The sequence below is a fragment of the Hymenobacter tibetensis genome, assembly GCF_022827545.1.
GTDB classification, from domain to species: Bacteria; Bacteroidota; Bacteroidia; order Cytophagales; family Hymenobacteraceae; genus Hymenobacter; species Hymenobacter tibetensis.
Genome location: NZ_CP094669.1, coordinates 1,488,411 through 1,514,609, shown reverse-complemented (window position 1 = coordinate 1,514,609; position 26,199 = coordinate 1,488,411). Strand labels below are relative to the sequence as shown.

The 26,199-nt window shown below is 55.4% G+C and carries 22 protein-coding genes; 16 read left to right on the top strand and 6 right to left on the bottom strand.

The features are described from left to right. Window positions 1-320: 320 nt before the first annotated feature. From MTX78_RS06140 to MTX78_RS06100, 10 genes are all read left to right on the top strand, one after another. Window positions 321-1,334, top strand: coding sequence for an ABC transporter transmembrane domain-containing protein (locus MTX78_RS06140; protein WP_243800846.1), 1,014 nt, complete (start codon window positions 321-323; stop codon window positions 1,332-1,334). Continuing rightward, window positions 1,327-2,700: an HlyD family secretion protein gene (locus MTX78_RS06135; RefSeq protein ID WP_243800845.1), complete on the top strand. Its 1,374-nt coding sequence runs from the start codon at window positions 1,327-1,329 to the stop codon at window positions 2,698-2,700. The genes MTX78_RS06140 and MTX78_RS06135 overlap by 8 nt, the downstream gene beginning before the upstream one ends. A gap of 4 nt (window positions 2,701-2,704) precedes the next feature. Beyond that, complete coding sequence (locus MTX78_RS06130; protein WP_243800844.1) at window positions 2,705-4,246, top strand: TolC family protein; 1,542 nt, start codon at window positions 2,705-2,707, stop codon at window positions 4,244-4,246. Window positions 4,247-4,428: 182 nt separating this feature from the next. Beyond that, window positions 4,429-5,913: a sodium:solute symporter gene (locus tag MTX78_RS06125; RefSeq protein WP_243800843.1), complete on the top strand. Its 1,485-nt coding sequence runs from the start codon at window positions 4,429-4,431 to the stop codon at window positions 5,911-5,913. Between the two features lie 205 nt (window positions 5,914-6,118). Then, on the top strand, window positions 6,119-6,595 hold the full coding sequence (locus MTX78_RS06120; RefSeq protein ID WP_243800841.1) for an energy transducer TonB: 477 nt from the start codon (window positions 6,119-6,121) through the stop codon (window positions 6,593-6,595). 112 nt (window positions 6,596-6,707) lie between these two features. Then, window positions 6,708-8,528 carry an ABC transporter ATP-binding protein gene (locus tag MTX78_RS06115; protein WP_243800839.1) on the top strand — a complete coding sequence of 607 codons (1,821 nt, stop codon included), beginning with the start codon at window positions 6,708-6,710 and terminating at the stop codon, window positions 8,526-8,528. Between the two features lie 157 nt (window positions 8,529-8,685). Then, a complete protein-coding gene (locus MTX78_RS06110) occupies window positions 8,686-9,681 on the top strand; it encodes a cation diffusion facilitator family transporter (RefSeq protein WP_243800837.1) in 996 nt (331 codons plus the stop codon). Between the two features lie 90 nt (window positions 9,682-9,771). Beyond that, the gene (locus tag MTX78_RS06105) at window positions 9,772-10,302 is read left to right on the top strand and encodes a hypothetical protein (protein WP_243800830.1); all 531 of its coding nucleotides are present in this window, start codon (window positions 9,772-9,774) and stop codon (window positions 10,300-10,302) included. 85 nt (window positions 10,303-10,387) lie between these two features. After that, a complete protein-coding gene (locus MTX78_RS25420; protein WP_394805606.1) occupies window positions 10,388-11,011 on the top strand; it encodes an ExbD/TolR family protein in 624 nt (207 codons plus the stop codon). Window positions 11,012-11,100: 89 nt separating this feature from the next. Further along, window positions 11,101-12,015 (top strand): DUF2911 domain-containing protein, encoded by a 915-nt coding sequence (locus MTX78_RS06100; protein ID WP_243800829.1) that lies wholly within the window; start codon window positions 11,101-11,103, stop codon window positions 12,013-12,015. Between the two features lie 123 nt (window positions 12,016-12,138). Here MTX78_RS06100 and MTX78_RS06095 read toward each other — a convergent pair whose 3' ends face one another. From MTX78_RS06095 to MTX78_RS06085, 3 genes are all read right to left on the bottom strand, one after another. Then, on the bottom strand, window positions 12,139-13,839 hold the full coding sequence (locus tag MTX78_RS06095) for a sodium:solute symporter (protein WP_243800827.1): 1,701 nt from the start codon (window positions 13,837-13,839) through the stop codon (window positions 12,139-12,141). A gap of 192 nt (window positions 13,840-14,031) precedes the next feature. Further along, window positions 14,032-16,662: a PIG-L family deacetylase gene (locus tag MTX78_RS06090; RefSeq protein ID WP_243800825.1), complete on the bottom strand. Its 2,631-nt coding sequence runs from the start codon at window positions 16,660-16,662 to the stop codon at window positions 14,032-14,034. Window positions 16,663-16,887: 225 nt separating this feature from the next. Further along, a complete protein-coding gene (locus MTX78_RS06085; RefSeq protein ID WP_243800823.1) occupies window positions 16,888-17,409 on the bottom strand; it encodes a T9SS type A sorting domain-containing protein in 522 nt (173 codons plus the stop codon). A gap of 1,092 nt (window positions 17,410-18,501) precedes the next feature. On the opposite strand from MTX78_RS06085, the gene MTX78_RS06080 reads away from it, so the two are divergent. After that, window positions 18,502-20,136: a S8 family peptidase gene (locus MTX78_RS06080; RefSeq protein ID WP_243800822.1), complete on the top strand. Its 1,635-nt coding sequence runs from the start codon at window positions 18,502-18,504 to the stop codon at window positions 20,134-20,136. Window positions 20,137-20,244: 108 nt separating this feature from the next. Here MTX78_RS06080 and MTX78_RS06075 read toward each other — a convergent pair whose 3' ends face one another. Beyond that, entirely contained in the window at window positions 20,245-20,670 is a 426-nt protein-coding gene (locus MTX78_RS06075) for a DUF805 domain-containing protein (protein WP_243800821.1), read from the bottom strand. 703 nt (window positions 20,671-21,373) lie between these two features. On the opposite strand from MTX78_RS06075, the gene MTX78_RS06070 reads away from it, so the two are divergent. Next, on the top strand, window positions 21,374-22,201 hold the full coding sequence (locus MTX78_RS06070; RefSeq protein WP_243800820.1) for an MOSC domain-containing protein: 828 nt from the start codon (window positions 21,374-21,376) through the stop codon (window positions 22,199-22,201). Between the two features lie 102 nt (window positions 22,202-22,303). Beyond that, entirely contained in the window at window positions 22,304-22,972 is a 669-nt protein-coding gene (locus MTX78_RS06065; protein ID WP_243800815.1) for a DUF2461 domain-containing protein, read from the top strand. A 53-nt stretch (window positions 22,973-23,025) separates the two neighbouring features. On the opposite strand, the gene MTX78_RS06060 is transcribed toward MTX78_RS06065, so the two are convergent. Then, window positions 23,026-23,649, bottom strand: coding sequence for a deoxynucleoside kinase (locus MTX78_RS06060; RefSeq protein ID WP_243800814.1), 624 nt, complete (start codon window positions 23,647-23,649; stop codon window positions 23,026-23,028). 156 nt (window positions 23,650-23,805) lie between these two features. Here MTX78_RS06060 and MTX78_RS06055 point away from each other — a divergent pair, with 156 nt between their 5' ends. Beyond that, entirely contained in the window at window positions 23,806-24,288 is a 483-nt protein-coding gene (locus MTX78_RS06055) for a hypothetical protein (RefSeq protein ID WP_243800813.1), read from the top strand. A 104-nt stretch (window positions 24,289-24,392) separates the two neighbouring features. Here MTX78_RS06055 and MTX78_RS06050 read toward each other — a convergent pair whose 3' ends face one another. After that, window positions 24,393-25,070, bottom strand: coding sequence for a hypothetical protein (locus MTX78_RS06050; protein ID WP_243800812.1), 678 nt, complete (start codon window positions 25,068-25,070; stop codon window positions 24,393-24,395). 137 nt (window positions 25,071-25,207) lie between these two features. On the opposite strand from MTX78_RS06050, the gene MTX78_RS06045 reads away from it, so the two are divergent. After that, window positions 25,208-25,726, top strand: coding sequence for a GNAT family N-acetyltransferase (locus tag MTX78_RS06045; protein ID WP_243800810.1), 519 nt, complete (start codon window positions 25,208-25,210; stop codon window positions 25,724-25,726). Window positions 25,727-25,842: 116 nt separating this feature from the next. Further along, a complete protein-coding gene (locus tag MTX78_RS06040; RefSeq protein ID WP_243800809.1) occupies window positions 25,843-26,121 on the top strand; it encodes a CDGSH iron-sulfur domain-containing protein in 279 nt (92 codons plus the stop codon). Window positions 26,122-26,199: the final 78 nt, after the last annotated feature.

The following is a 26,199-nucleotide window of genomic DNA, read 5'->3' as shown; positions in this document are numbered from 1 at the left end:
TCCTGCTTATTGGGAAGCAAGGCGCACAATTTTGCTACTTTTGCTTGCTGTTCTGATGCAGAGTAGTCACCGTTTAGTGCTATTAAATTGGCGTTGATTTGTGTTTAACGCGCTTTTAATGCAAAATCTTGTAACCTTTTTGCTATTTTATTCATTCTAGTACTATTCTGTACGGTTAAGCTAACTAGTAACAGTTTTGTCTGACGAATCGACATGCTGTATTGCGGTAGGAATAGTGTGAGCAAGCGCTTTTCCACCCTTCACAACTTGCTTGCTGTGCGTCCGGCGCTTCAGTTTTTTGCCTCTCCCGCACCTTACATATGGCTTCAAAAAATTTACCCCTTCCACCGCCTACTCCTTGGCAGCGCCTCACGCGCATGCTCGACCCAGAACGCCGCTCCATTCGCTACATCCTGTTCTATGCCGTAGCTATTGGTCTGATTGGCTTGACTTTACCGCTGGGCACGCAGGCAGTGTTCAACCTGCTTTCCACAGGCGCCGTGTTCAATTCCACTTACATCCTGATTGGGGTAGTGGTGCTGGGCGTGCTCCTAGCTGGTTTCCTGCTGATTGGCCAGATGACCATGGTAGAGGCCATCGAGCAACGCCTGTACGCCAAAGCTGCTATTGAGTTTGCGTACCGCCTGCCGCGCATCAAGCCCGAAGCGTTTGATGGCGAAAACCCGCCCGAGCTGGTCAACCGCTTTTTCGACATCCTGACGGTACAAAAAAGCCTCAGCAAAGTATTGATTGACTTGATGTTTGCGGGCGTTCAGATTTTGTTCGGCATCATCGTGCTGTCGTTCTATCACCCTATTTTCATTGGGTTCGGACTACTTACCCTGCTGATCTTGGTGCTGATTTACGCGCTGAACTACCGCCGCGCCCTCCGGACCAGCCTAAGCGAATCCAGCGAGAAATACAAAACGGTGGCGTGGCTAGAAGAGGTAGCCGAAACCCTACCCGCGTTTCGCGACAACCCGGTGGAGCAGAAGCGCGCCTTACAGCGGACCGACGAGCTAACCGCCAAATACCTGCACGCCCGCAACGACCACTTCAAGATCCTGAAGGTGTATTTCCGCTGGTCGGTGGTGCTGCGCACCTTGCTGACCGGAGGGCTGCTTGTGGCCGGTACGCTGTTCGTAGTGTCGAGGCAGATGACGCTGGGGCAGTTTGTGGCGGCCGAGGTGCTTATCGTGCAAATCAGCAACTCCATTGAGAAGCTGGTGATGGGCATTAGCACCGTGTTCGACATGCTGACGGGCGTTGAAAAACTAGCCGTAGTGACGGATTTACCCTTAGACGAAGCAAAAGCTGCTGTAACTCATGCTTAACCTGTCGAATCAAACTGTAGACAGCACTGTGTGGGACGAGGAGCTACACCGCTCCCAGGCAGAGCTACTTGACCCCAAAGGCGGCCGTCGGCTAGGCCGGATATTTATGGTCATCGGGGCCGTTTTCGTTGTCATCTTGTTTCTGCCGTGGCGCCAAACCATTGAAGGCACTGGCTCCTTGACCACTCTTAGCCCCCAAGACCGGCCCCAGACCGTACAGAACGCCATTGCGGGCCGTATCGAACACTGGAATGTGCGCGAAGGGCAGCTGGTGAAGAAAGGCGACACCTTGCTGACCATCTCGGAAATCAAGGACGAGTACTTTGACCCCAACTTGCCAGAACGCCTGCGCGAGCAGCTAGCTGCTAAGCGCGGCAACGTAAACGCCAACGTGGCCAAGATTCAGGCTACCGACCAACAGATGAGTGCCTTGCGCCTCACCCTGACCGTGCAACTGGAAGCCGCCCGCAACCGCGTAACCCAGGCCGTCAACACGGTATCCATCGACAGTGCCGATTTGGTGGCCGTCAACAACTTCTACCAGATTGCCCTCAACCGGCTGGCTCGCTACGAAGACGGCTACAAGAACGGCCTGTTTTCGCTCACCGACATCGAAACGCGGCGCCTGAAGCTACAAGAGGACCTGGCGAAAGTGGTGGCGCAGCGCAACAAGCTGCTGAACTCCAAGCAGTCGTTGGCTAACGCGAAAATCGAGTTGGCCAACCTGCGGGCCAAATACGAGCAAGATCTGGCGAAAACCCTGTCGGACCGCAGTTCGGCGGTATCAAGCCGGGCCAGCTCCGAGGGCGAAGTATCGGCGCTGCGCAACAAAATCAGCAACGTGGAGGTCCGGCGCGGCCTGTACGTGGTGCGGGCACCGCAGTCGGGCTTCGTGGTTCGTACGCTCAAGGCGGGTATCGGCGAAACCATCAAGGAAGGCGAGTCCATTGCAACGCTGCAACCCGATGCGCCGGTGTTGGCCGCTGAAATGTATGTACGCGCCATGGACGTACCCCTGATTCAGCGGGGCCGCCCCGTACGCTTGCAGTTCGACGGCTGGCCAGCGGTGCAGTTTTCGGGCTGGCCCTCCGTGGCCGTGGGCACCTTTGGGGGCACCGTCACGGTGATTGATGTGGTGAGCACCACCAACGGCAAGTACCGCTTGCTGGTGCGGCCCGACCTGCAACACGGGAAAGACCATCAGTGGCCGGCGCAGTTGCGCCTGGGTTCGGGGGTATACGGCTGGGTGATTCTGGACTCGGTGCCGGTATGGTACGAAATCTGGCGGCAGCTCAACGGCTTCCCTCCTAGCTTGCAGGCCGCTCCTGCCGAGGCTCCGATCAAAGCAAAGGCGGAAAACAACTAGCGGTATGCGGATTACCATTGTATCTAGCTTAGCCAGTTGCTGCATCCGCGGCTTGCATGTGCTTGCGCTCTTGTTGCTGGTGGCAGTTCAAGCACAAGCGCAAGACCCGCGGCTGCCCACCCAAAAGCCAGGGTTGGAGCAAGCGCCATTGCAAACCCGGCAGCTGGCCGCCGACCGTTTGCCGACCGACACGGCCCGCGTGTTTTCTTTGCAGGATTTAGCCGACCTGGTGTTTGCCAACCATCCGGTGGTGAAGCAGGCGGCCCTACTCAGTGCCGACGCCCAAGCGCAAGTCCGGCAGGCCCGCGGCGGCTTCGACCCCAAGCTTGGCTCCGGATTCGACCGGAAACTGTTCGGCGGCACCGACTACTATAACAACTGGGCCAACGAGTTGAAGGTCCCTATCTGGCCAGGTGGTATTGATTTGAAAGCCAGCTACGACCGGATGGTGGGCACGTACGTCAACCCCCAATACCGGACGCCGCTTGATGGGTTGGCCGGGGTAGGGCTGTCGGTGCCGCTGGGCCAGGGGCTCCTGATTGATGCTCGCCGCAGCACGTTGCGCCAAGCCCAAGTACTGGTAGAGGCTGCCGAGGCCGACCGGGTGAAGCAAATAAACGAGGTGTGGCTACAGGCCGCCAAAGACTACTGGAACTGGTACTACTCTGCTCAGCAAGCCCTTTTGATTCAGGAAGGCGTGCAACTGGCCGACACCCGCTTCCGTGGTACCAGCCGCCGCGCCCTGCTGGGCGACCAAGCCCCTATCGACTCGGTGGAGGCTCAGATAACGGTGCAGGACCGGCAGGTGCAGGCCGAGCAGTTGCAAGTAGAGTTGCAGAATGCCCGCCTCATACTTTCCAACCACCTCTGGAACCGCGACGCGCAACCTGTGGAGCTGCCTCGCTACGCGGTACCCCAGATGCCGCCCCTCACGAAAGTGGACTCCGTTCAGTTCAAGCAGCTTATGGAATTGGCCGCCGACCGCCATCCCACCCTCGTCAAGCTCGACGCTAAAATCAGACAGTTAGGCATTGAGGAGCGCTACCGCCGGGAAATGCTCAAACCCAAGCTGAACGTAACCGGCACCCTGCTTAGCCGCGGCGACTTTTACCGGCCCGAAGTGCCTGCCTACTACGAATTTGGGCGCGACAACTACAAGCTGGGGGTTGATTTTGCGCTGCCTTTGTTTCTGCGGCAGGAGCGCGGCAAACTGCAGCAAACCCGCCTCAAGGTACTAGATGCCACCCTGGAGCAGCAGCAAAGCCGCCGCACGATTGCCAACCAGGTCAGCGGGGTGTACAACACGCTAAAGGCTTATGAGCGGCAACTACAGGTGCAGGCCCAAACCATTACCAACCAACGCACCTTGCTCGCGGCGGAATTGCAGAAGTTCGAGCTAGGCGAAAGCACCATTTTCCTCATCAACGCCCGCGAAACCAAGCTCATCGACCTGCGGCTGAAACAGGAAAGCATGCGGGCCAGCTACGAAAAAGCGTTGGCCGAACTGTACTACTACGCCGGTACGCGCACTCTGGGCGCCGAGTAGCACAGCTAAGTTTTAGGGATGTTGATGGTAGGCGCGACCCAGCGTATTCCTATGCAACTGACAAGGATAAGACAAAGCCTGCTGGGTATCTGAAACCCTCGCTACCAACGAGACTATCAGGTAGCCAGCAGGCTTTGTTCTCGTGAGGACTGTATCTTTACCTCCTTGTTTTCCGGCCTGCTATGTCCCCTACCCTGATTCTGAGCCTGATTGCGGGCTACTTCGTTGTTCTGATCATCATTTCGATTCTGACCTCGCGCAAGGCCACCAGCGAATCGTTCTTCATTGCCAACCGCAATGCCCCGTGGTACATGGTGGCGTTTGCTATGATTGGCACCTCCCTTTCCGGCGTGACGTTCATTTCCATTCCCGGGATGGTGGCTACGCAAAGTTGGAGCTACATGGCGGTGGTGCTGGGCTATACGGTGGGCTACCTCGTAATTGGGACGGTGCTCATGCCCATGTACTACCGGCTGCGGTTGGTGAGTATCTACACGTATTTAGAGCAGCGGTTCGGGTTTTGGAGCTATAAGACGGGCGCGTTCTTCTTTTTGGTTTCCAGGGCTGTCGGGGCGGCTTTTCGGCTGTTTCTGGTGGCGGGCGTGCTGCAATTCGCCGTGTTCGATGGGTTGGGCGTGCCGTTCGCCGTTACCGTTACGGTCAGCATCTTCCTGATTTACCTCTACACCTTCCGCGGCGGCCTCAAAACCATCCTCTGGACCGATACCTTCCAGACCATGGCCATGCTAGTGTGCGTGGCCGTGAGTATTTATCTGATGGCCGATGAGTTGAATCTGGGTTTTGCGGGCTTGGTGAAAACGGTGCGCGAAAGTGCCATGTCGCAGATCTACTTCTCGGACCTCAAAGACGACAAGTTCTTTTGGAAGCAGTTTGCGTCCGGCGCGTTCATTACCATCGTCATGACAGGCCTCGACCAAGACCTGATGCAGAAAAACCTGAGCTGCCGCAACCTCGGCGACGCGCAGAAAAACATGTTTTGGTTCACCATTGCCATTGTGATTGTGAACGTGTTTTTCCTCTCCCTCGGGGTGCTGTTGTATCAGTATGCGGCAGCTAAAGGCATTGCACTACCTACCAATCCTGCCACCGGCAAAGTCATTGGCGACAACGTATTCCCGCTGCTGGCTACCAACCATTTCACGCTGTTTGCGGGCGTCGTGTTTATTCTGGGCATCATTGCCGTGACGTACGCCTCCGCCGACTCGGCCCTTACGGCCCTTACCACCTCGTTTTGCGTGGACATGCTCGACATCAAGCAATACGAGGAAAACAAGCAGCGGCAAGTGCGCCAGCTCACGCATTTCGGCTTTTCGCTGGTGCTGATTCTGATTATCCTAATCTTCCGGGCCATCAACGACCAGAGCGTAATTACGGCGGTATTCAAGGCGGCGGGCTACACCTATGGCCCGCTGCTGGGGCTCTACGCCTTCGGCTTGTTTACGGGCCGCGCCCTCCACGACCGGTTGGTGCCGGCTATTTGCGTGGCCGCCCCCCTGCTAACCTACTTCATCAACGCCAATTCCAAGGCGTGGTGGGGCTACGAGTTTGGCTTCGAAATTCTGATTTTGAACGGGCTGATAACATTCATCGGATTACTCGCAATTTCGCGGCCCCGACTTGTAACAGAATTGAACCCTGTTGGGTAAGGGTTGTTTAGGGAGAAGCGTACGTACCTTTGCGGTTTGCAACGCGGAAAATTCCGTGGTTTCCTGTGGCTCTTGCTCACACCAACCAGATGCAGTGCTTCTGGCCGGGTGTAGCAATGTTCTTAAGGTAACTCGTTGTGCTTGTTGCCAAACGGGTTGCCTATGGGTTCCTACGGCCGCCGGTTTACACGCTACTTTGTCTGCTATGAAACAGCTTTTCTTTCTGGCTCTCCTTGTAGGTTCTGCCCCGGTAGCGGTGGCCCAACAGTCTGCTGCTCCTTCCTCGAAACCCGTGGAACTGAAGGCTGGCCGTATGCAGGTACAAGCTCGCCCAGCCGCCAACCGCCCCGATGTAGCTCCGCAGTTTCCGGGCGGTGCCATGGCATTGGGCGCATTTTTTCAACAAAACATCAAGTATCCGGACGCTCCGGGCGTCACCAACCCTACTGGCAACGTGCTGGTAACGGCTACGGTGGAGGCCACTGGCCGCCTAAGCAACCCGGTGGTGGCGCAGTCGTTGTCGGCGGCGCAGGATGCGGAAGCCTTGCGTGTAGTGGCGCTGCTACCCGCCTTCAAGCCGGCAACCCGCAAGGGTCAGCCGGTGCCGGTGCAGATTAGCTTACCCGTGCCATTTGGCAACGGGCAGATTCTAAAAGTCGAGCAAGGCAACAATAAAGATTGAACAATGAAGGAGTTAGGAGTTTAAAGATGGGGGCTTTGGTTTGTATATCTCTCTATCCACCCTGTACTTATAGCTCTCAGCTTCCAATTACTATACAATGGCCCGAAGCGGAATGAATACAAGCGGTGCGACCCTTGACCCGGACGAACCCAAGAAGAAATTAACCAAAGAAAGTTTTCAGCGTGGACTGCGGATTTTCCGCTTCACGCTGCCTTACCGCACCAAGTTCGTGGTGGGTACGGTGCTCCTGACGCTGTCCAGCGCCACTACCATGGCGTTTCCCTGGATTATTGGCAAGCTAGCTGATACGGCCAGCGGGCACCCGGTTACGCTGCCCAACGGCACCATCGTGAGCATCAACCAGATTGCCTTGGGTTTTGCCGTGCTCATCCTGCTTCAGGGGTTGCTTTCCTTTGGCCGCATCTGGCTTTTCACGCAGGTAAGCGAGTTTACGGTGCGCGATATCCGGCAGGCGCTGTACAAGAAGTTTGTTTCCCTACCGATTGCGTATTTCGAAAAAAACCGGGTGGGAGCCATTACTTCCCGCATCACCTCCGATGTGGGTATCATTCAGGATTCGTTTTCGCTCACCCTGGCTGAGCTGTTTCGGCAGGTGATGACCCTGATTGCCGGCATCACCTTCATCATGATAGTGTCGGTGAAACTGTCGTTGTTTATGCTGATGACGTTCCCGCCCATTGTGGTGCTGGCAATGGTGTTCGGCAAAAAAATCAGGGTATTGGCCCGCACGACACAGGACGAGCTAGCCAAAACCAACGTCATTGTAGAGGAAACCTTGCAGGGCATCAACACGGTGAAGGCATTCACCAACGAGCAGTTCGAAACCACTCGCTACACCAGCTCGCTCACCAAAACGGTGCGGGCCGCGCTGAAAAGCAACCTCTACCGCGGCGGCTTCGTCTCGTTCGTTATCATTGGCTTGTTTGGTGGCATTGTGCTGGTGCTGTGGCGGGCTGCCACGTTGGTACAAGCGGGCCAGATGACCATCGGCGACCTGACGCAGTTTGCCCTCTACACCATGTTTATTGGCGCTTCGGTAGCAGGCCTGGGCGAATTGTATGGCAAGGTGCAAAGCACGCTGGGTGCTTCTGAACGCATACTGGAAATTCTGGACGAGCCATCTGAGCCGACTCACCTACCTCGCGTGGCTGGCCTGGCACCTCTCAGCATACGCGGCGACATCGACTACTGCCACGTGGCGTTCCGCTACCCTACCCGCCCCGACTTGCCCGTGCTTAAAGATATCTCCTTCGATATTCAGGCCGGCGAGAAGATTGCCTTGGTGGGCCCATCCGGAGCCGGCAAGTCCACCATCGTGCAGTTGCTGATGCAGTTCTATGACCTGAGCGAAGGCAAGATTCTGATTGACGGCCGCCCCGTAAGCCAATACGACCTGACCGAGTTGCGCCGTCACATCGGTATTGTGCCGCAGGAAACTATCCTGTTTGGGGGTAGCATTCGGGAGAATATCGCCTACGGCAAGATTGACGCCACCGACGAGGAAATTAGTACCACTGCCCGCAAAGCCAATGCTTGGCAGTTCATCGAGTCGTTTCCGGAAGGGCTCGACACGCTGGTGGGCGAGCGGGGTATCAAGCTCAGCGGCGGTCAGCGCCAACGCATTGCCATTGCCCGCGCCATCCTGAAAAACCCGGCCATCCTCATCCTCGACGAAGCCACTTCCTCGCTCGACAGTGAAAGCGAAAAGCTGGTGCAGGATGCCATGGACGAGCTGATGAAGAACCGCACCAGCATCATCATTGCCCACCGCCTTAGCACCATCCGCAAAGTCGATAAGATTCTGGTTATAGATGGGGGCCGCATTGTGGAGCAAGGCACCCACGACCAGCTAGCGCACAACGACAACGGCCTCTACGCCAACCTGCTGAAGCTACAGTTTGAACTGAGCTAAGGCAAGCAAGCCTACTGGCCTGGGAAATACATTATCCAGTGCCAGCCAACATGTTACAATTCGTTGCGTGTTTCCACTACGTCCACAGAATAGGTAGCCTATACGCTGCCTATTCTCGTACAAGCCTGCTCGCCACCCATTAGTTGGCGCCACTCCTATGTCTACTGCTCAAACCAAAAACCGGCTCGGTTTGCTTTCCTTAGTGGTGAGCGTCGTGCTGGTATTGGTGAAATTTTACGCCTACCAGATGACCCGCTCGCAGGCGGTGCTAACGGACGCGCTGGAGTCGATTATCAACGTTTTCACCAGCGGCTTCGCGCTCTACAGCATCTATCTGGCCAGCTTGCCCAAAGACGAAAACCACCCCTACGGCCACGGCAAGGTGGAGTACCTGTCGGTGGGCTTTGAGGGCGGTTTGATTCTGTTTGCAGGGGCCTACATTTTCTACAGCGCTACCAGTACCCTGTTTCACCCGCATGTGGTGGCCCGCCCAGATTCGGGAATGTGGCTGCTGGGTGCCACGGCCGTCGTCAACTTGGCGGTGGGGTATGTGCTGGTGCGGGCGGGCCGGCGGCTACACTCAGTGGCCTTGGTCGGTGATGGGCAGCACTTGTACATTGATGCACTGAACACGATTGTATCGTGCGCGGCACTGGCATTGGTATTCTTCACTGGCAATGTGCTCTATGACACCATTGCAGCGTACTTACTAGGCCTGTTCATTACGGTGAATGGCTACCGCATGCTGCGCAAATCAGTGGCCGGCCTCATGGATGAATCGGATGTGACGACGGTGAAACGTGTGATTCAGGAATTGCAGCAACACCGCCAACCTTCCTGGATAGATGTGCACAACCTGCGCGTACTGCGCTACGGGGCCGATTTGCACATCGACTGCCACGTAACGCTACCCTATTATTTCAGCTTAGAAGAAGTACACACCGAAGTGCACCGCATCGAGGAGTTCATCCAAACTCGCTTTGAAGTGGACACCGAAATGTTTGTGCATGCTGACCCCTGCAATTTCTCGGCTTGCTCGCATTGCCACATGCCCGAATGTCCCGTGCGGCAGCATCCTTTCAGCCGCGAAATCCCCTGGACCATTGCCAACACCGTGAAAAACGAGCGGCACCAACTGGCCGAGTTGGAGTAAGCACCCTCGTTGCCAGTTGACTGCACGAAGTGTAGCGCGGAACAGATTTCCTGTGGCTTCCGCGCTACATCTCACATACCAGATTTAAGAATGTCCTTGACCTTGGTCGCACCCGGCGTTATGATGACGGCCGACGAATTTGTAGCTGTGAACTTTAGGTTGTGGAAGAAGCGGCCTCGCACGCTGTTCAATCACCTGCTGCTTGGTATGGCCATTCTACTGCTCAGTGTGGGCGTATACCGGGACGTAACTCGATTTAAGCAGGTTACAGAATGGGGAAGCGTAGTGTTTTTGCTAGTTGCAATCCTATATGCTGGGGTGCGCATGGCTATAGTACGATATGAATTGCGGCGTGGCTACACGAAAAACACGGGCCTGCACCAACCCATCACCTTCACTTTTGGCGCGGACACATTGAGTGGCAACAGTGCTAGTGGGCACTTCGAAGCGCGCTGGAACACTATACGGCGGGCCGTATGGGTGAAACCGAACTGGCTGTTGCTCTACCCGACCGAGGCCGCCTGCTACTACGTGGATTTGCGACGCGTGCAGACGCCTGATGCTCCGGAGCAACTGCTGGCGCTGGTGAGAGAAGCTGAAATAGCGGTGCGGGAGGTGTAGAGGGGATACTAGTGAGCATGATGATGTATAGATACGGCTGAATTTAGCGTTGTCTTGATGCTATCAAGCCAATGGCCTGCTCTATATGATTACCAGTCTCACTCAGCCCCGCCCGCGTCAGATTTATCGGCGCAACTTGTCGATTCCAGAGGTGTGGCCACTAGCGATAGTGGTGCTTGTGCTTTTTCGTTGTTGTTTGGCGACTACTTCCTTAAATCAAATAGAGCCTGCTGTTGAACTGCCCACTTCTTCAGGTAGTGGATGCGTGCCTAATAACCGACACTATACCATCACTATTAACAAAGACAACAAGCTTTTCTTTAACGTCGAAGATGAGCCATATCGGAGTACGATTATTGAGCAGGTAGCATCGCTACATAGTATTCGACTCACCCCCCTACAACAGCAGGAATTGCACCGGCTACCATACCTAGGTATGGATGTGCGCAGACTACCAGAATATTTTTCCTCTTCACAGACACAACGCTATGCGCTTCTCAAGATGGGTATCCCAACTGCACAATTGGAAGAGTACCTAGATGCTACTCGTCGGGTGTACAGGGAATGTGCTGGTAAACCTATCTTCTGTTTTGTCCGGGCAGATAAGAACACGCCTTTTTCTGCCATCCGACCTATCATCCGACTCTTACAACAACACAACATCAATCGGTTTAACCTTAGAACTAGTATGCCAGCCGAAACCCTATAGCTCTTGTGCTTGCCTAATCACACTGAAACCCGCGCTCCAACGCGGGTTTTATTACTTTTAACCACGAATCAATTTCATTTTCCCCTTTCATGAAAGCACTTCTCTCTCTCACCGCTGGTTTGGCTCTCCTCGTAGCCGTTCCGCAAACAACTAACGCTCAGATTGCCACTCCTGCTGCCAGCCCCAAAAGTGTTGTCCAACAGCGTGTAGGTCTCACTGATGTTACCATTACATATTCACGGCCTAGCGCCAAAGGCCGCAAGATTTTCGGCGACAAGGATGTAGTGCCCTACGGCCAACGCTGGCGCACGGGCGCCAACCAGACCACCAGCATCAAGTTCTCGGATGACGTGACGGTAGAAGGCAAGAAGGTACCAGCCGGCGAGTATGGCCTCTACACTATCCCTGGCAAGACCGAATGGACCGTGGTGCTCAACAAGAGCCTTAAGCAAGGCGCTGATGTGGCCGGCTTCAAAGACGACCAGGATGTGGCGCGCTTCACCATTAAGCCATATGTAGTGCCTAGCTACGTCGCTCAGAACGTAGCCGCCAAAAACCAAGGTAAAATTGAAACCTTTACCATCAGCTTCACCGATTTGACCCCCGCTACCGCCAATGTGGCAATGGAGTGGGAGCTAACCGGCGCCAAATTCAAAGTGACTTCGGAAGTGGATACCAAGGTAATGGCTCAGATTGACGAGAAAGTGGTGAAGAATGCCACGCCTAGCGCCAACGACCTTGCTGCGGCTGCTGTTTATTACTATGACAACAACAAGGACTTGAAGCAAGCCCTGGCTTGGATGCAGAAAGCCAACGAGAAAGACCCCAAGTTCTGGAACGTGCACACCGAAGCGAAGATCCGCATGAAGATGAAGGACTATAAAGGCGCTACTGCGGCAGCCGAGCAGTCCAAGAAGCTGGCCCTCGCCTCAACTCCTCCAAACACCGACTACGCCAAGATGAACGACGACTTGGTAGCTGAAGCGAAGAAGACCACCAAGTAATTGGGCCTTCCTGTAGTGAGGAACCAGACACCGGCTAGTCTCTGACAAGCCGTATTTGTAAAAAGAAAAAGCCCTTGATGCGCGGTTGCGTCAAGGGCTTTTTCTTGTACTGGCCAGTGGTTATTAGGCTGGGATACTGCGCTGCGTTGTGCGCACTGAAAGCAGCGCAGCAAGCACCACCACTAACATGCAGCCGATGATATTGAACCAGAGGTAGCCAATATCGGTGCGCCAAAACAGTAGCAGCACCATAATTTCGGCGAGAATAGCGGCCCAGAACACGGCTTTGCCGCCGATGGCTTTCAGAAAGAATGCCACTACGAAGATGCCCAATATGGTACCATAGAACAAGGACCCAAGGATATTGACGGCTTGAATCAGGTTTTCGAGACGTGCCGCAAACGTGGCGAATCCAATGCCGAGCACGCCCCACCCGATGGTAGCCCAACGGGAGGCCCGTACGCAATGCGCTCCACTTAGGTGCGGTCGGCTTGGCCGGTACAAATCCACCACCGTAGTAGACGCTAAGGCATTGAGGCCCGAGGCCGCCGAACCCATAGCCGCCGACAGCACCACCGCAATCAGCAGCCCCACGAGGCCTTGGGGTAGATAGCGCAGCACAAACGTAAGGAACACGTAATCAGTATCCTTGGCTTCGGCCGACGGAGCCGCCTTTTTAAGCAAAGCCTGGGTTTCGGTGCGCAAGCCGCGAGCGGCAGCTTGGGTGGTTTGCAGATGCGTCTGCGCCGCGGCCAACTCGTCTGGATTGCCAGTGCGCACGGCGGCCACCAATTGCTGGCTGGCTTGGCGCTGCGCCTCGAAAACCGTAGCATGATGGCGCTCTAGTTCCCGCAAGGCCGGCCCGTGCTCCACCGACTCCGCCACTTGGTCGTAGATAGGGCGGTTGAAGGTGATGGGCGGTGCGTTGAACTGGTAGAACACGAACAGTAGCACCCCAATAAGCAGAATACCGAACTGCATGGGCACCTTCACTAGCCCGTTCATGAGCAGGCCGAGGCGGCTTTCTGTGATGTTGCGGCCGGCTAGGTAACGCTGCACCTGGCTTTGGTCGGTGCCGAAGTACGAGAGGGCCAGGAACAAGCCGCCCGTCATGCCCGACCAGAAGTTGTACCGGTCGTTGGGGTTGAAGTTGAAATCGACGAGGTTGAGCTTCCCCTGGTTGCCGGCCACCTGCATGGCTTCCGTAAAGCCGATGTCAGCCGGTAGGTAATGCACCAGCAGATAACCCGCCACCACCATGCCCGTGAAGATGACGCCCACCTGCCACTGCTGCGTAACGGCCACCGCCCGCGTGCCGCCCGCCACGGTATAGAAAATCATCAGCCCCCCAATCAGCCATACCGTTAGGTTGATGTTCCACCCCAGAATAGCCGAGAGCACCAAGGCCGGCGCATACAGCGAAAGGCCATTGCTGAGTCCGCGCTGCACCAAAAACAGCAACGCCGCCAGCGTACGAGTGCGCCTATCGAAACGGCCTTCCAGGTACTCATAGGCTGTAAACACCTGCAGGCGCTGGTAGATGGGAACGGCGAAAATGGCTATCAGCACCATGGCCAGCGGCAAGCCAAAGTAGAACTGAATGAAGCGCATTCCGTCGTCGTAGGCTTGGCCGGGGGTGCTAAGGAAGGTAATGGCCGAGGCCTGGGTGGCCACAATGCTTAGTCCAATGCCCCACCACTGCGCCTGCCGGTCGCCGAGCAAGTACGAATCCATGGTTTCACCGGCCCGGCGCGTGCGCCAGGTCCCGTACCCCACAATAAAGAGCAGCGTGCCCCCCAACACCAACCAGTCGAGGGTGCTCATGCAGTGAAAAGCTGGGTGAGATACGCGAAAAGCCCTACTTCCGCTACCAATGCGCCCAGTACCAGCCAGTACCAAGCGCGCCAAGAAGGTAGCAAAGGAGGATTTTCAGTTTCAGGGGGGAGGGGCATAAAGCGGGAAACGGGGCGGGATACAGGAAAACTAGCTTCTCTCAGCGGCGGCAACCGGTTGTGCTTACTTACCTAAGGACACCATATTTGTTAAAAGGCGGTACGCACCCGGCACGCCGGCCGGCAGTTCCCGGAAGAGAGAGAGGCCCGTGTAGATGTAATGGCCCTTGCCGTAGTTGGCCACCAGGATAGCGCTTTCCTTGACGGGCTCGTTGGGGTCGTGGCTGCTGATGACGGGCTGATACTTGGCATCCCACTGCGACGGATAGTAGAGGCCCTGCTCCTGCACCCAGCCTTCGAAATCTTTGGCGGTTATCTTGTTCGGACTATTGAGCAAGGGTTGCTGCGGATTCAGGAACGTAATGGCCGCGTTTTCCACCGTCACCCGGTCGTTGGAGAGCGTAAGCGGATATGGTCCAATTTGCGGCATCACCGTGCCACGGCTCACCACGTACTGCACCACCATGTTGCCCCCATTCTCGACGTAGCGCAGCAGCGTGGGCTGCAAGGTTTTCAGCCGGTCCAGCGTGTTGTAGGCCCGGATACCCAACACCACGGCATCAAAGCGGCGCAGGTTCTGGTCGGTGATGTCCTCGGGTTTGAGCAGCGTAACCGTATAGCCAATCTGGCGCAGCGCATCGGGCACTTCGTCGCCGGCGCCCATCAGGTAGCCAATTTCCTGGCCCTTGCGCTTGAGGTCCAGCTTTACGAGTGGGGCCACAGCTTCGGGAAACAGAGTTTGGGTTGGAATATGGTTGTATTCAATGGCTTGGTAGCCGCGTGAATACTGCTGCCCATCCACGGTAGCTACGGCGCGCAGCTCGCTTTTGCCAGCTGCCGCACCCGCTCCGGGCTGCACCTGAAACTGTACGGTTTGCTCGGCGTCTTTGCTGGCAATATCAAACGAAATGCTGGCCGGCTCGGCTTTCCAGCCGGCGGGTAGCGCCAGGGCTATACTTCCCTTCACACCCGCCTTACCGGCCCGCAGCGTCACGGGCACCGTCTTGGGCTGATTTTCGGCAAAGACATACGCCCGGCCGCCGATGTTTACCGCAACGGGCGGCACCACGGCTAGTGGGCGGTACTTCTCCCCCTCTACCGGATCGGTGCTTTTGTAGAGCACGGGCACCTGATAGAAAATCTGTTTTCCCTGCACGGCTACTTCTACAGAAACGGTCAAATACCCCGGCGTCTCAGGATTGCCAACTAGCTCGTGTTGCTGAAGCTGCTGTACTTTGGTTACCACCCGCTTACTTACGCTATGGTGTAGGCCCTTAACTATGTAAGACGACGTATCTCCTTGCGCTACTGTTAGTTGAGCAGGCACGGTATACATTCCTACTGTGCCAGGCTGCTGTAACCAATACGGCTGCGACGCAGGCACTTGTTTGCTTAACGGTAGCGTCAGCGGCAACGTCAAGGTTTGTCCTGGCAGCAAATCCTTTTTTACTCTGTTATCTATGTTGAATCCGTTGGCACCTACGTTCATAACGGCTACCGACACCATCGAACGATTCAGTGCCGACACGTTTACTTGCAACTTTTGTCCCGATGCCACACTCGGTTCTGTAGCGGTTGCTTCCAAATACAACCCCGAACAAGCCTGAATGAGTTGATCCAGCTCTTGTACTTTGGTTTTAATCCAAAACCAATCGGCTTGCTCCACCCGACGGTTCCCGTACTGTGCTCCCCACCCGCTCATCTCTTGTCTGAGCGCTAACAGGTCTAGCACGCTAGCCGCCGGATTGGCCGGGTCGTACTTCCGAATCACCTCTCCCAGCATCCTGCCAATGTCCGCCCCACCCGGTAGGCGGTTCCAGCTTTGGTTTATGCCTTCAAATGGGTCTTTGGTCGCCTTCTCGCCTTTCACAAACTGCAAGTACTCCAGCGCTTCGCCGCGCGTGGCGCTAGAACCAAAGCCCTGGCTTTTGTGCTGGCTGCGGCTACGCGCGGCAATTTCGCCGTAGCTCTGGCCTAGCAACGGATTGTAGCCACCCGCATCGAGCTTGAGGTAGCCACTCATATCTTCACCAGCCTTCACGAAGAAGCTACCTGTGTTCCAAAACAGGCGTTTGGGCTGCCAAACATGCACATACTTTAGTTGCTCAGGGAAGCGCTTGGGGTCACCGGCGGCATCAAAGGCTTCGGCGGCCAAGATGGCCGACGCCGTATGGTGGCCGTGGCCAGCGCGGCTGTCGGGTGGGAAGCGGGTAATCAGCACGTCGGGGCGGCGCTGCCGAATCACCCATACCATGTCGGAAAGCACTTGCTCTTTGTTCCAGATGGTGAAGGTTTCCTCGGCGGTTTTCGAGAAGCCGAAGTCGTTGGCACGCGTGAAAAACTGTTGGCCCCCATCAATGCGGCGGGCAGCCAGCAGTTCCTGCGTCCGAATCACGCCGAGTTGTTCGCGCAACTCGGGGCCAATGAGGTTCTGGCCGCCGTCGCCGCGGGTGCAGCTGAGGTAGGCGGTTTCCAGCAGGCGGTCATTGGCCATGTAGGCAATCAGGCGGGTGTTTTCGTCGTCGGGGTGAGCGGCCAGGTACATTACCGAGCCCAGCACATTCAACTTTTTCAGCCCCAGCAGTATTTCCGAAGAAGAGTAGGTTTTGGGTGTTTGAGCAACAGCAACCGAAGCCGGCAACAGCGGCAGCGCCGCTAATAGCACAGCCGCGCAAAGAGAACGTAGGCGCATCATGAAGGAAAGTGAAAGCAACAGCGGTAAAGATACAGGCCAACACGGCAGGTTGCGTAAAGCACCACAGCCGCAACAAACACCTACTTGGCGGCCCGTTGGATGAGCTCAGCCGCGCTGCCTACCTGGCAGCGCTAAGCAAAGCCTTTGTGCTACACTTAAGGGCACACCATTTCACACAAAAAAGTCCTCCTGGTAGGGAGGACTTTTTTTGTAAGTAAGATGGATTTATTCTTTTAGGAGCTTCACTGCTTGTTGCTCCCCGTTGAGGCTTAGGCGTAGGTGATATAAGCCTTTGGGCAGACCACTCAGTTCGGGCAGTTCAATTTGGCTGGTGCCGGCATTCACGAGCAAAGGCTGGTTGAACACCGTACGTCCTAGCATGTCCGTTACTGCTACGGTACCGGAGCGGTTACCTTCCTGCGCAGACAGGGTCAACGTCAGGCCGCTGCTGAAAGGATTGGGCGCGGCAGTTAGTGCTGCCAATGCGTTTGCCTTACCGAAGCTGACCACTTGGGGTCCATAGTAGACTTCCTTGCCATCGAAGTCTTCCTGCCGTAAGCGGTAGTAGCGCACACCTGTTTTGCCTGCTTCAGTGTCAAGGTAGGTGTATTTGCGGCGCTGAACGCTGCTACCTTCGGTTTGGCTTGGTACAAACTGCAAGCTCCGGAACGTACGGCTGTCGGTTGATACCTGTACTTCGTACCCACGGCTGTCCTGCTCGGAGGCAGTTTCCCAGCTCAGCTGCACATTGGAATCTTGGCGTTTAGCATCGAAGTTAACAAGTGTAACAGGAAGAGGACGCGGGCAACTTGCTGTAGCTGGGTCTACTATAGTAGTCCCTTGCGTGATGTTGAAGAAGGCAACATAGTTCGCTCCGTTATTGCTGTAATAATTTGTCCCATTGCCACAGCCTTGATAGTCCGACTCTATATAAACTTCAAGAACATAGCTCCCTGGCTGCTGGCCTCTTACCAAGTCTACACTGCTTTCAGTAGCAGTCCATACTTGGTTACCGCCTCCTAAGTCTGTGCCAAAAGGCAGGGTTACATCACAGATTGGCGTACCATCCCGTTGGCCAGTTGGGTAAACCAGATATTTTATTCGAGCATTAGTAACATCACAACCGCTATTCTTATACGTTTTTACTTCAGCGCCTTTCAGGAGAAACGTTTCATCTGTACTGAAAGTACCAAAATTCAATCCTATGAAATCCGTGTTAGGCGTGTCAGTTTGGGGATTTAAGTCGTAGTAGATAGAACGTGTGTTCTTGGCATTTAGAATAATAAAGGCTTCGTAAATACCAGAACTAGCTAACAGCTGAGTAGGCAACAGCAAGACAACCAAGAGCAGCAGTATCCAAAACTTACGATTGAGCGCGGGTAAGGAATGGGGAGTGGTAGAAATGGGTAAAGTCGTTCTCATAGAAAATTGGTAGGAAGTGAAAGTGGCGAGGCAAAACACGGGCTGTATCCTAGCATCAGGTGGCTGATGAAGTAGAAAGCAAGCCGACACTTAAGGTATTTTGTGCCCTTACTCTACACATTCCAACACCGCTCAAGCCAGAAGAGCCCTATTTACTGTTAGTTCAGTGCCACAAAGCTACGCAAAATCAGGCCCTGTAGTAGGCTTCCCAGAAAAAGTTGGAGTATTTAAAATTAAGATAATACCACACGCTAGCTCCCTTTTGGCTGGTCTGGTAGCGGCCATGCGTCCTGCTGCGGAAAGTTTGCGTCAGTAACGCTGAACTTGTTTTTCTACCTTGCGCGGCAAAGCCTGAATTATGCGGACTAGATTTTGTTATCGTCCGTACTTGCGCTTTCCAACTGCTACTTTTTTCTGATGTCATTACTTATTTCTTCTCGGCTGCGTGGTTTCGGCCTGGCCATTTTGTTGCCTTTCACTGGCGTCGCTCAGAACGTGGTACCGGGTGCTTCCCCCGTTGTGCCCGTGCAGCAGTGGTTTCACCTCGACCCTACCACCGACAAGGTGATGGGGGTAAGTGCCCAACGCACTTACAACGAGCTATTGAAAAGCCGCACCTCCACTCCCGTAGTAGTGGCCATTATTGATGCCGGCATCGATACGGCGCACACCGACCTGAAGCGGCTGCTCTGGACCAACTCCCGCGAAATAGCCGGCAATGGTCAGGACGACGACAAAAACGGCTACGTGGACGACGTGCACGGCTGGAATTTCTTGGGTGGCAAAGACGGCCGCAACGTGGACGTGGAAACCTACGAGGACACGCGCATGCTCGCCAAGCTCAAGCCGCTCTACGAAGGCAAAAGCCGCACAGCTGTTCCCACCGCCAAGCGGGCCGAGTACGACTTGTACCAAAAAGTAAAGAGCAGCCAAGCCAGCAAAATTGCGGAAAACACCACGCAGTACGAATCGCTAAGCGAAAACTACCGTCTGACAGAGGCGGGAGCCGAAAACCTTCGGCAAGCGCTGAACGTGCCGCGCCTGGATACGGCCACGCTGCACCGCCTGCGCCCCACCGACCCCAACCTGTTGCGCGCCGTGCTTAGTCTGGATACCAACCTGCGGTCATCGGGCTACCCTGACCTCGAGACGGTGCTCAAGGACATGAAAGAAGGCATGGACCAAAGCAAGAGCTTGCTAGACTACAGCCTCAATCCAACCTATAACCCGCGGGCTACCATCATTGGCGACGACCCCAACAATGTGGCTGACCGCCTGTATGGCAACCGCGACGTACATGGCCCCGACCCTTCCCATGGCACGCACGTGGCGGGCATCATCGGGGCCGACCGCACCAACACCCTGGGCATTCTGGGCATAGCCAACAACGTACGCCTGATGGCGGTGCGGGCGGTACCCAACGGCGATGAGCGCGACAAAGACGTGGCCAACGCCATTCGGTACGCCGTTGACAACGGGGCGAGCATCATCAACATGAGCTTCGGCAAATACTACTCTCCCCAGCGCGCGGCCGTGGAAGAAGCCATTCAGTATGCCGAAAAGAAAGGCGTGCTCCTGGTGCATTCAGCGGGCAACGAAAGCCAGGACATCGATACCAACGTGGAATTTCCGTCGCCGGTGTACCTCAGCGGCAAGCGCATTCCCAACATGATAACGGTGGGAGCCACTGCCCGCTTGAACGACAACCAAATGGTGGCCGAATTCTCCAACTACGGCAAGAAAAACGTGGACGTGTTTGCTCCTGGGCACCAGATATACTCCACGCTGCCAGGCCAGGAATACGGCAACAAAAGCGGCACGAGCATGGCCTCGCCAGTAGTGACTGGTATTGCAGCCGTGCTGAAATCATACTTCCCGAAACTCACCGCCGAAGACATGAAGCGCATCATTCTACAGTCGGCAGTGGTGTATCACACCAAGGTACTGATGCCGGGCACCAAGAAAGAGGTGGACTTCGCAGAGCTATCCAGCACGGGTGGTTTAGTGAACCTCTACCAAGCAGTACAGCTAGCAGCTCGTCAAACTCCGTAGCCATCTGGTTTTATCCTTTAGCAAAACGCCCGACAGTCATATGGCTGTCGGGCGTTTTGCTGGACGCACTATTTTTCATTAGGCCGTTGCGGCTACTTGCGGTGCCTTTCAGGAAGCACTACGTGCCTGAACCCGGCCCAGCTTGACATGGCGCGGCAGCACCAGCCGAAACCTACTTGGGTGGAAGCGCAAGGCGGTGGAGCGAACCTGCTGAAGCGGAGCCATTCCCCACCTGTTTTGTCCTGGCTTGCTAGGCAACAACAGCAGCAATAGCAAGCCGGGCAAGTTGAGCACTGGTACTAGCAGAACGAGGGCGTACCAGCCGCTCACCCCTATATCGTGCAAACGACGCACGGCAAGCAATGCAGCCAGACCCGTGCACACAATAACCAGCAGCGTAGCCAGCACCAAATACCACCAGTGAGAAGGGGCTGCTAATGGGTGCACTATATATAACGGAGCCAGCAGTACAGCTAGCTGCGTGCCATAAGCTAGGCGGCCAAGGCGGCCTCGGATGAGTGCGAACTGCTCCATAAGTAAAAGCGCTATATAGACTATGTAATCCGGTAGAGTTAAATCAGCTAGTTAGCTCCAAATGCCAAGCCACTTTAGTATAGAAGTATCCTTAACGGTTGGAAGTTGCTCGTGTAGGACACATGCATAATAGCACTTTTTACGATAACCGCAATACAGCAAACTCAGCTGTACGCAATCAGTTTTTAAGCAGTGGCTTTACTTTGGATTCCACTTCCGGTGATAATCAAATCAGACGTTGCAGTTGAGTAGCAATGCAGTAAATCTCTATTTTACTTACGGCCAAACCTTTATGGGTAACACATTGAAAGGCACCGGCTTCATTGTTTCCAGTTTCTTCATCGGTTACTTGCGCAACAACTAGTGTAACGACTCTGCATGGTGCCTCTTTGCCTCGAAATTTGTGCGCTAGCCTTCGGTTATGCTGCAGCCAACTACTTACGATGCCAACTTCGTTTTTGACTTATTTTTATACGCACATTATATATAACTTTATAAGTATTTTATACTCTATCATGAGCGTGCCTGTTTGCTTTATTCAACACTTTTTCCCGTTTTGGTAAAAGAACCGTTCTTCAACTCTGCATCTTAGACTTTACCAGTAATCCGCTCTGCGTTGGACGTGCTTGGTAAGAACACTGCCAAACTGGTTTCGGCAGCTATGTAGCAGTGTCCATCGGCGCACTCCTCTTACCTTCGTGGCATGACTGCCTCCTTGACTCTGCAAGACCTCTATATCTACCCTATCAAGTCGCTGGGCGGCATCCGGCTCAGTGAGAGTACCACCGAGCGGCGCGGCCTTCGCCACGACCGACGCTGGCTGCTCGTTGATGAACGCAACCAGTTCCTGACGCAGCGCCAAAACCCGGCCATGGCGTTGCTGCGTTTGGCACCAGCTTACAACGGCTTTCTCCTAACTCACGCTCAACGGCCCGATTTGCTGCCGCTTTACATTCCGTTTGAAGCCACCCCGGAACGGACACTGTTTGTTACCATCTGGGACGACATGGTGTTTGCGTGGCGAGGAACTCCCGAAGCCGATGAATGGCTAACGGAAGCCCTAGGTAAAGTGTGCCGGCTGGTGTACATGTCGGATATGGTGCGGCGCGACGTGGAGCCGGAACTAAACCCCGAGGGCCAGCTGCTGAGCTTCGCCGATGAATATCCGTTCTTGCTCATCGGCCAAAGCTCGCTCGATGACTTGAATGGCCGTCTCACAGAGTCTGTATTGATGGACCGGTTTCGGCCCAACCTCGTGGTTAGCGGTGGGCCAGCCTTCGGCGAAGACACCTGGGAGCAGTTCCAGATTGGCGACGTCACGTTTCGGGCGGTGCGGGCCTGCGGACGCTGCGTAATGACCACTGTCAACCAGCAAACGGCGTTGAAAAGCGCCCATGGCGAACCGCTGCGTACCCTGGCCAGCTACCGTACCATAGGCGGCAAGGTGATGTTTGGCCAGAACCTAACCGTTTCGGGCCGTGGGCAGCTACGCGTTGGGGATACCGTTGAGCTACTTAGCGTGAAGCCGTAGTCAATAGATAACCGAAGCAACAATGTTAGCCGTAGCGGTACGCAGCTACGGCTACTTGCTACAGGCTCCTCTCCTGCTCCACCCTACTTCTGCCTCACCCTTATGGAACGTGCTTTTCTGCTTGACTTTCTGCGCAACCTGGCCGCCAACAACCACAAAGCCTGGATGGACGAGCACCGAGCAGATTACCACCGGGCGCGGGCAATTTACACGGCGCTGGTAGCAGAGGTGCTAGCCGGGCTGCAGCAGTTCGAGCCGGAGTTGCGGGGCCTCACCCCTACCGATGTCATGTTCCGCATCAACAAGAACGACCGGTCGCAGCGCGACCCGGAGCCGTACAAGCGGCGTATGGGTGCAGGAATGAAGCGTGGGGGTCGACACGCTGCGTGTGCGGGGTACTTCATGGCGGTTCAGCCCGAAGGCCATACCTGGATGGGGGCTGGTATCTGGAAACCGGATACCGCCAACTTGACCCGGGTGCGCCAAGAAATTCACTACAACGGGGCCGAGTTTCACGCCCTGCGCGAGGCCCCAAAGTTGCACCATCACTTCCCCGCTGGCCTGCAGGGCGAGCGGCTGCAACGCCCGCCCCGCGGCTACGGCCAGCACACCCCCGATCTGGAATGGCTGCGCCTCAAAGAATTCACGGTGGCGCAAACCTTCTCCGACAGCGACGTGCTGCGTTCTGATTTTGCAGCCCGCGTAGTAACGGGTTTGCGGGCGGCGCAGCCCCTCGTCCAGTTTCTCAACCAAGCCTTACTCGAGGGGTAAAGCAACAGTATATGCCTGGCGGGAGGGCGCAGCTGCACCCTCCCACTCACTCACTAGAACAAGCCGAAGAGGGTGCTATTAATTCGCTCAATAATGCTTCCGAGGTCCTCGGGGTTTTGCACGTAGTCGAGGTGGTTTACGTCCACGATAAGGAGCTTGCCATGCTTGTAGCCGCTGATCCACTGCTCGTAGTGCCCGTTCAGGTTTTTGAGGTATTCGATCTTAATGTTGTTTTCGTAGTCGCGGTTGCGCTTCTGAATCTGGTGAATAAGACGGGGCAAGTCGGCCCGCAGATAAAGCAGCAAATCGGGCGGGCTCACCATGTTGATCATCGACTCAAACAAGCCCATGTAGTTCTGGTAGTCCCGTTCCGTCATCAGGCTCGACTCATGCAGATTGGCCGCGAAGATGTGGGCATCCTCGTAGATAGTGCGGTCCTGAATAACACCTTTGCCCGCGCGCTGTATTTCTTTGATGCGCTGCGTTTGCTTGAAACGGCTATTCAGGAAATACACCTGTAAGTGAAAAGCCCAACGGGGCATATCATCATAGAAATCCTTGAGGTAGGGGTTATGATCAACGTCTTCGAGGAAGACCTCCCAGTTGAAATGATGGGCTAACTTGTTAGCCAGCGTGGTTTTACCGGCTCCAATGTTGCCGACGATGGCAATGTGCATACAGCGTAAGAAAGAATGCGTGGCCGGCCGCCGTGGCTTGGCCCGAACCACAAAAGTACAGAATCCGGTTTCAAGACCCGAACCCTGATTTTTTACATGTAATCTTCACTATATTAATAGCTGTGTTCGGATTTTGTGCTGTTACTGTCTGCTGTTGTGTCTGCCTCCCTACCCAAACCAAAGCGTACTGATTCTGCACCTTCCCCTGCTGAAGTACAGGATATGGGTGTTTTGCTCGACGCCCATGGCGCGCCGCTGCTGCATCAGTTCTACTACCCAGCCGAGCAGTTGCTTTATGTTCAGTGGTTTGGCAACCTCACGGCCGAGTCTGTGGTGGCGGGAGCAAAGGTCGTGCTCCAAACTCAGGAGAAACTTCGGTTTCCGTTGCTGCTCAACAACAAGCACGGCTCCACCGGCGACTGGTCGGAGGCTATGGAATGGTTGGAGTTTGAATGGCTGCCGCAGGCATATGCCAGCGGACTGCGGGCGTTTGCCTACGTTTTTGCACCCGATTTGAACAACCAATTGGCGTCTTTGGAATTCGTGGCGCGCTCCAGCCAGCGGTTGGCTATTCAGGTTTTCTTTGATCCTATTCTAGCGCAGGTATGGCTACAGCAGCAACTGCCTGAAAACCAGTAGAGCCCGGCTGCCAAAGCAGGAGAGCAGGAAATACCATATTTCCTGCTCTCCTGCTTTGGCAGCCGGGCTCTGCTTGCCTACCAAGGCATGCTGAACCACAGTTGTTACTTGTTTATCACCTCTTTAGCATCTCGGGCTGCTTCCAAAGTCCGGAATTCACCTTGCCACGAACGAATACGAATGCGGCTTTCCAGCGGAATCTGTTCGCGTACTTGCTCGTAGCGGCCATTTAGGTTGGCTAGCACCGCGGCGGCATTGCTCCAGTCGGTGGCCGTCCAGTCGCGGCGTTGCTCACGGGTGGCTTCTATGAAGCGGCCATACAAATCAGGCAACTCGGTAGCGCGGGCGCGGCTGAGTATCACTTTCTCGCCTAGCAGACGGTCTTGGGTTTGCTGAGCGGTTTCGGGGCGCCGGGCCTGGGTGTTGAGGCTATCCTGTTTGGAAGCCCAATCCTTGTAGCGCTTTTTCTGGTCACCATATTCGCGCTTTCCTTGCGCCGAGAGGCTATCCACTCCTTTATCAATACGTTGGCTCTGCCGATCGAATTCGGCGGAAATCTTCGGCAGCTCGCGGCGAACCTCGGACTCGGCGCGGCTTAGCTTGTCGCTCACCCAGTTGCTGAAAACGCGCAAATCCTGCTCGACGGCTGATGTCGTTTGGGAAGTGGTGGTCGTTTTCGAAGGAGTGGTTGGCTTCTGCGTGGTGGTTTGTTGGGCTTGGGCGGCCGGAGCCAGCGCCAACACGGCCAGCAGCACGGAAGCCGAAAGAGCAAGACGTTTCATATGCATGAGAATTGAGATTGACCTAACAACGGCCAGGGACTGACGCGTTATACGTAGAGCACGCAATTTCCGGCCCAAAACGGCGAAATCGGGCCTCAAGTTCGGTTCTTCCCCGGAAAATGCCGTTTTTGCAGCCTATGTCTGCTTTTGTTCCCGCTGCTATTACCATCCGTCCCGCCGCTCTGGCCGACATTCCCACCATCATCGAGTTGGCCGAAGCCACTTGGGAACCCACATATCGGTTTATCATCTCGAAAGAGCAAATCGATTACATGTACCGGGTCATCTACACGCCCGCTTCGCTGCAACGCCAGATGACTGCCGACCAGCACACCTTTCTGTTGCTCTACACCGAAGACCAGCCGGCTGGCTTTGCGTCGTTTTCGCAACTGCCCGTTGAGGGCAATATTTTCAAGCTACAGAAGATCTACGTGTTGCCTTCGCACCAAGGGCAGGGGTTAGGCCAACATCTTATAGCAGCCGTAGAAGAAGCTAGCCGCGCGGCGGGAGGGCACGCCTTGGAGCTGAACGTGAACCGCCACAACCCGGCATTAGCTTTTTACGAGCGCCAGGGATTCAGCCGAAACCGGGAAGAAGATATTCCGATTGGCCCCTTCTGGATGAACGACTACATCATGCGTAAAGAACTCCGGTAGATGATAAGAGCAGGAATTGCGGCAAGGCCCACGTCTTTCGTACAACCTACTTCGCACACTGCCTGCGCCTGTCTCGCCTACTCAAAGCCACCACTTCACCTTATTTACCTCTCCTCATGGCCACCAAACTCACCGTCCTTAGCAATGGCTCCCTCCGCGTGGAGGGTACTGATATCGAACTTGTTGATGCCCAAGGCCAGCCGTATGGCTTGGGTGGCCGCGAGCGAATCAGCATCTGCCGCTGCGGCCTCTCCAACCAGAAACCGTTCTGCGACGGCTCGCACAAAGGCCATTTCGAGCACGCGGCCGTAGCCTTTGATCTGCCGGCGCCCAAGCCTGCTACGCCGCCCGTAACACCACCCATCAGCCCCGACTTGGGCGCCACGCCTCAGTAGGCAGCTACCCCAACAAGCATAAAGCCCTGACCTCCATGCGGAGGTCAGGGCTTTATGCTTGTTGGGGTAGCTGACACG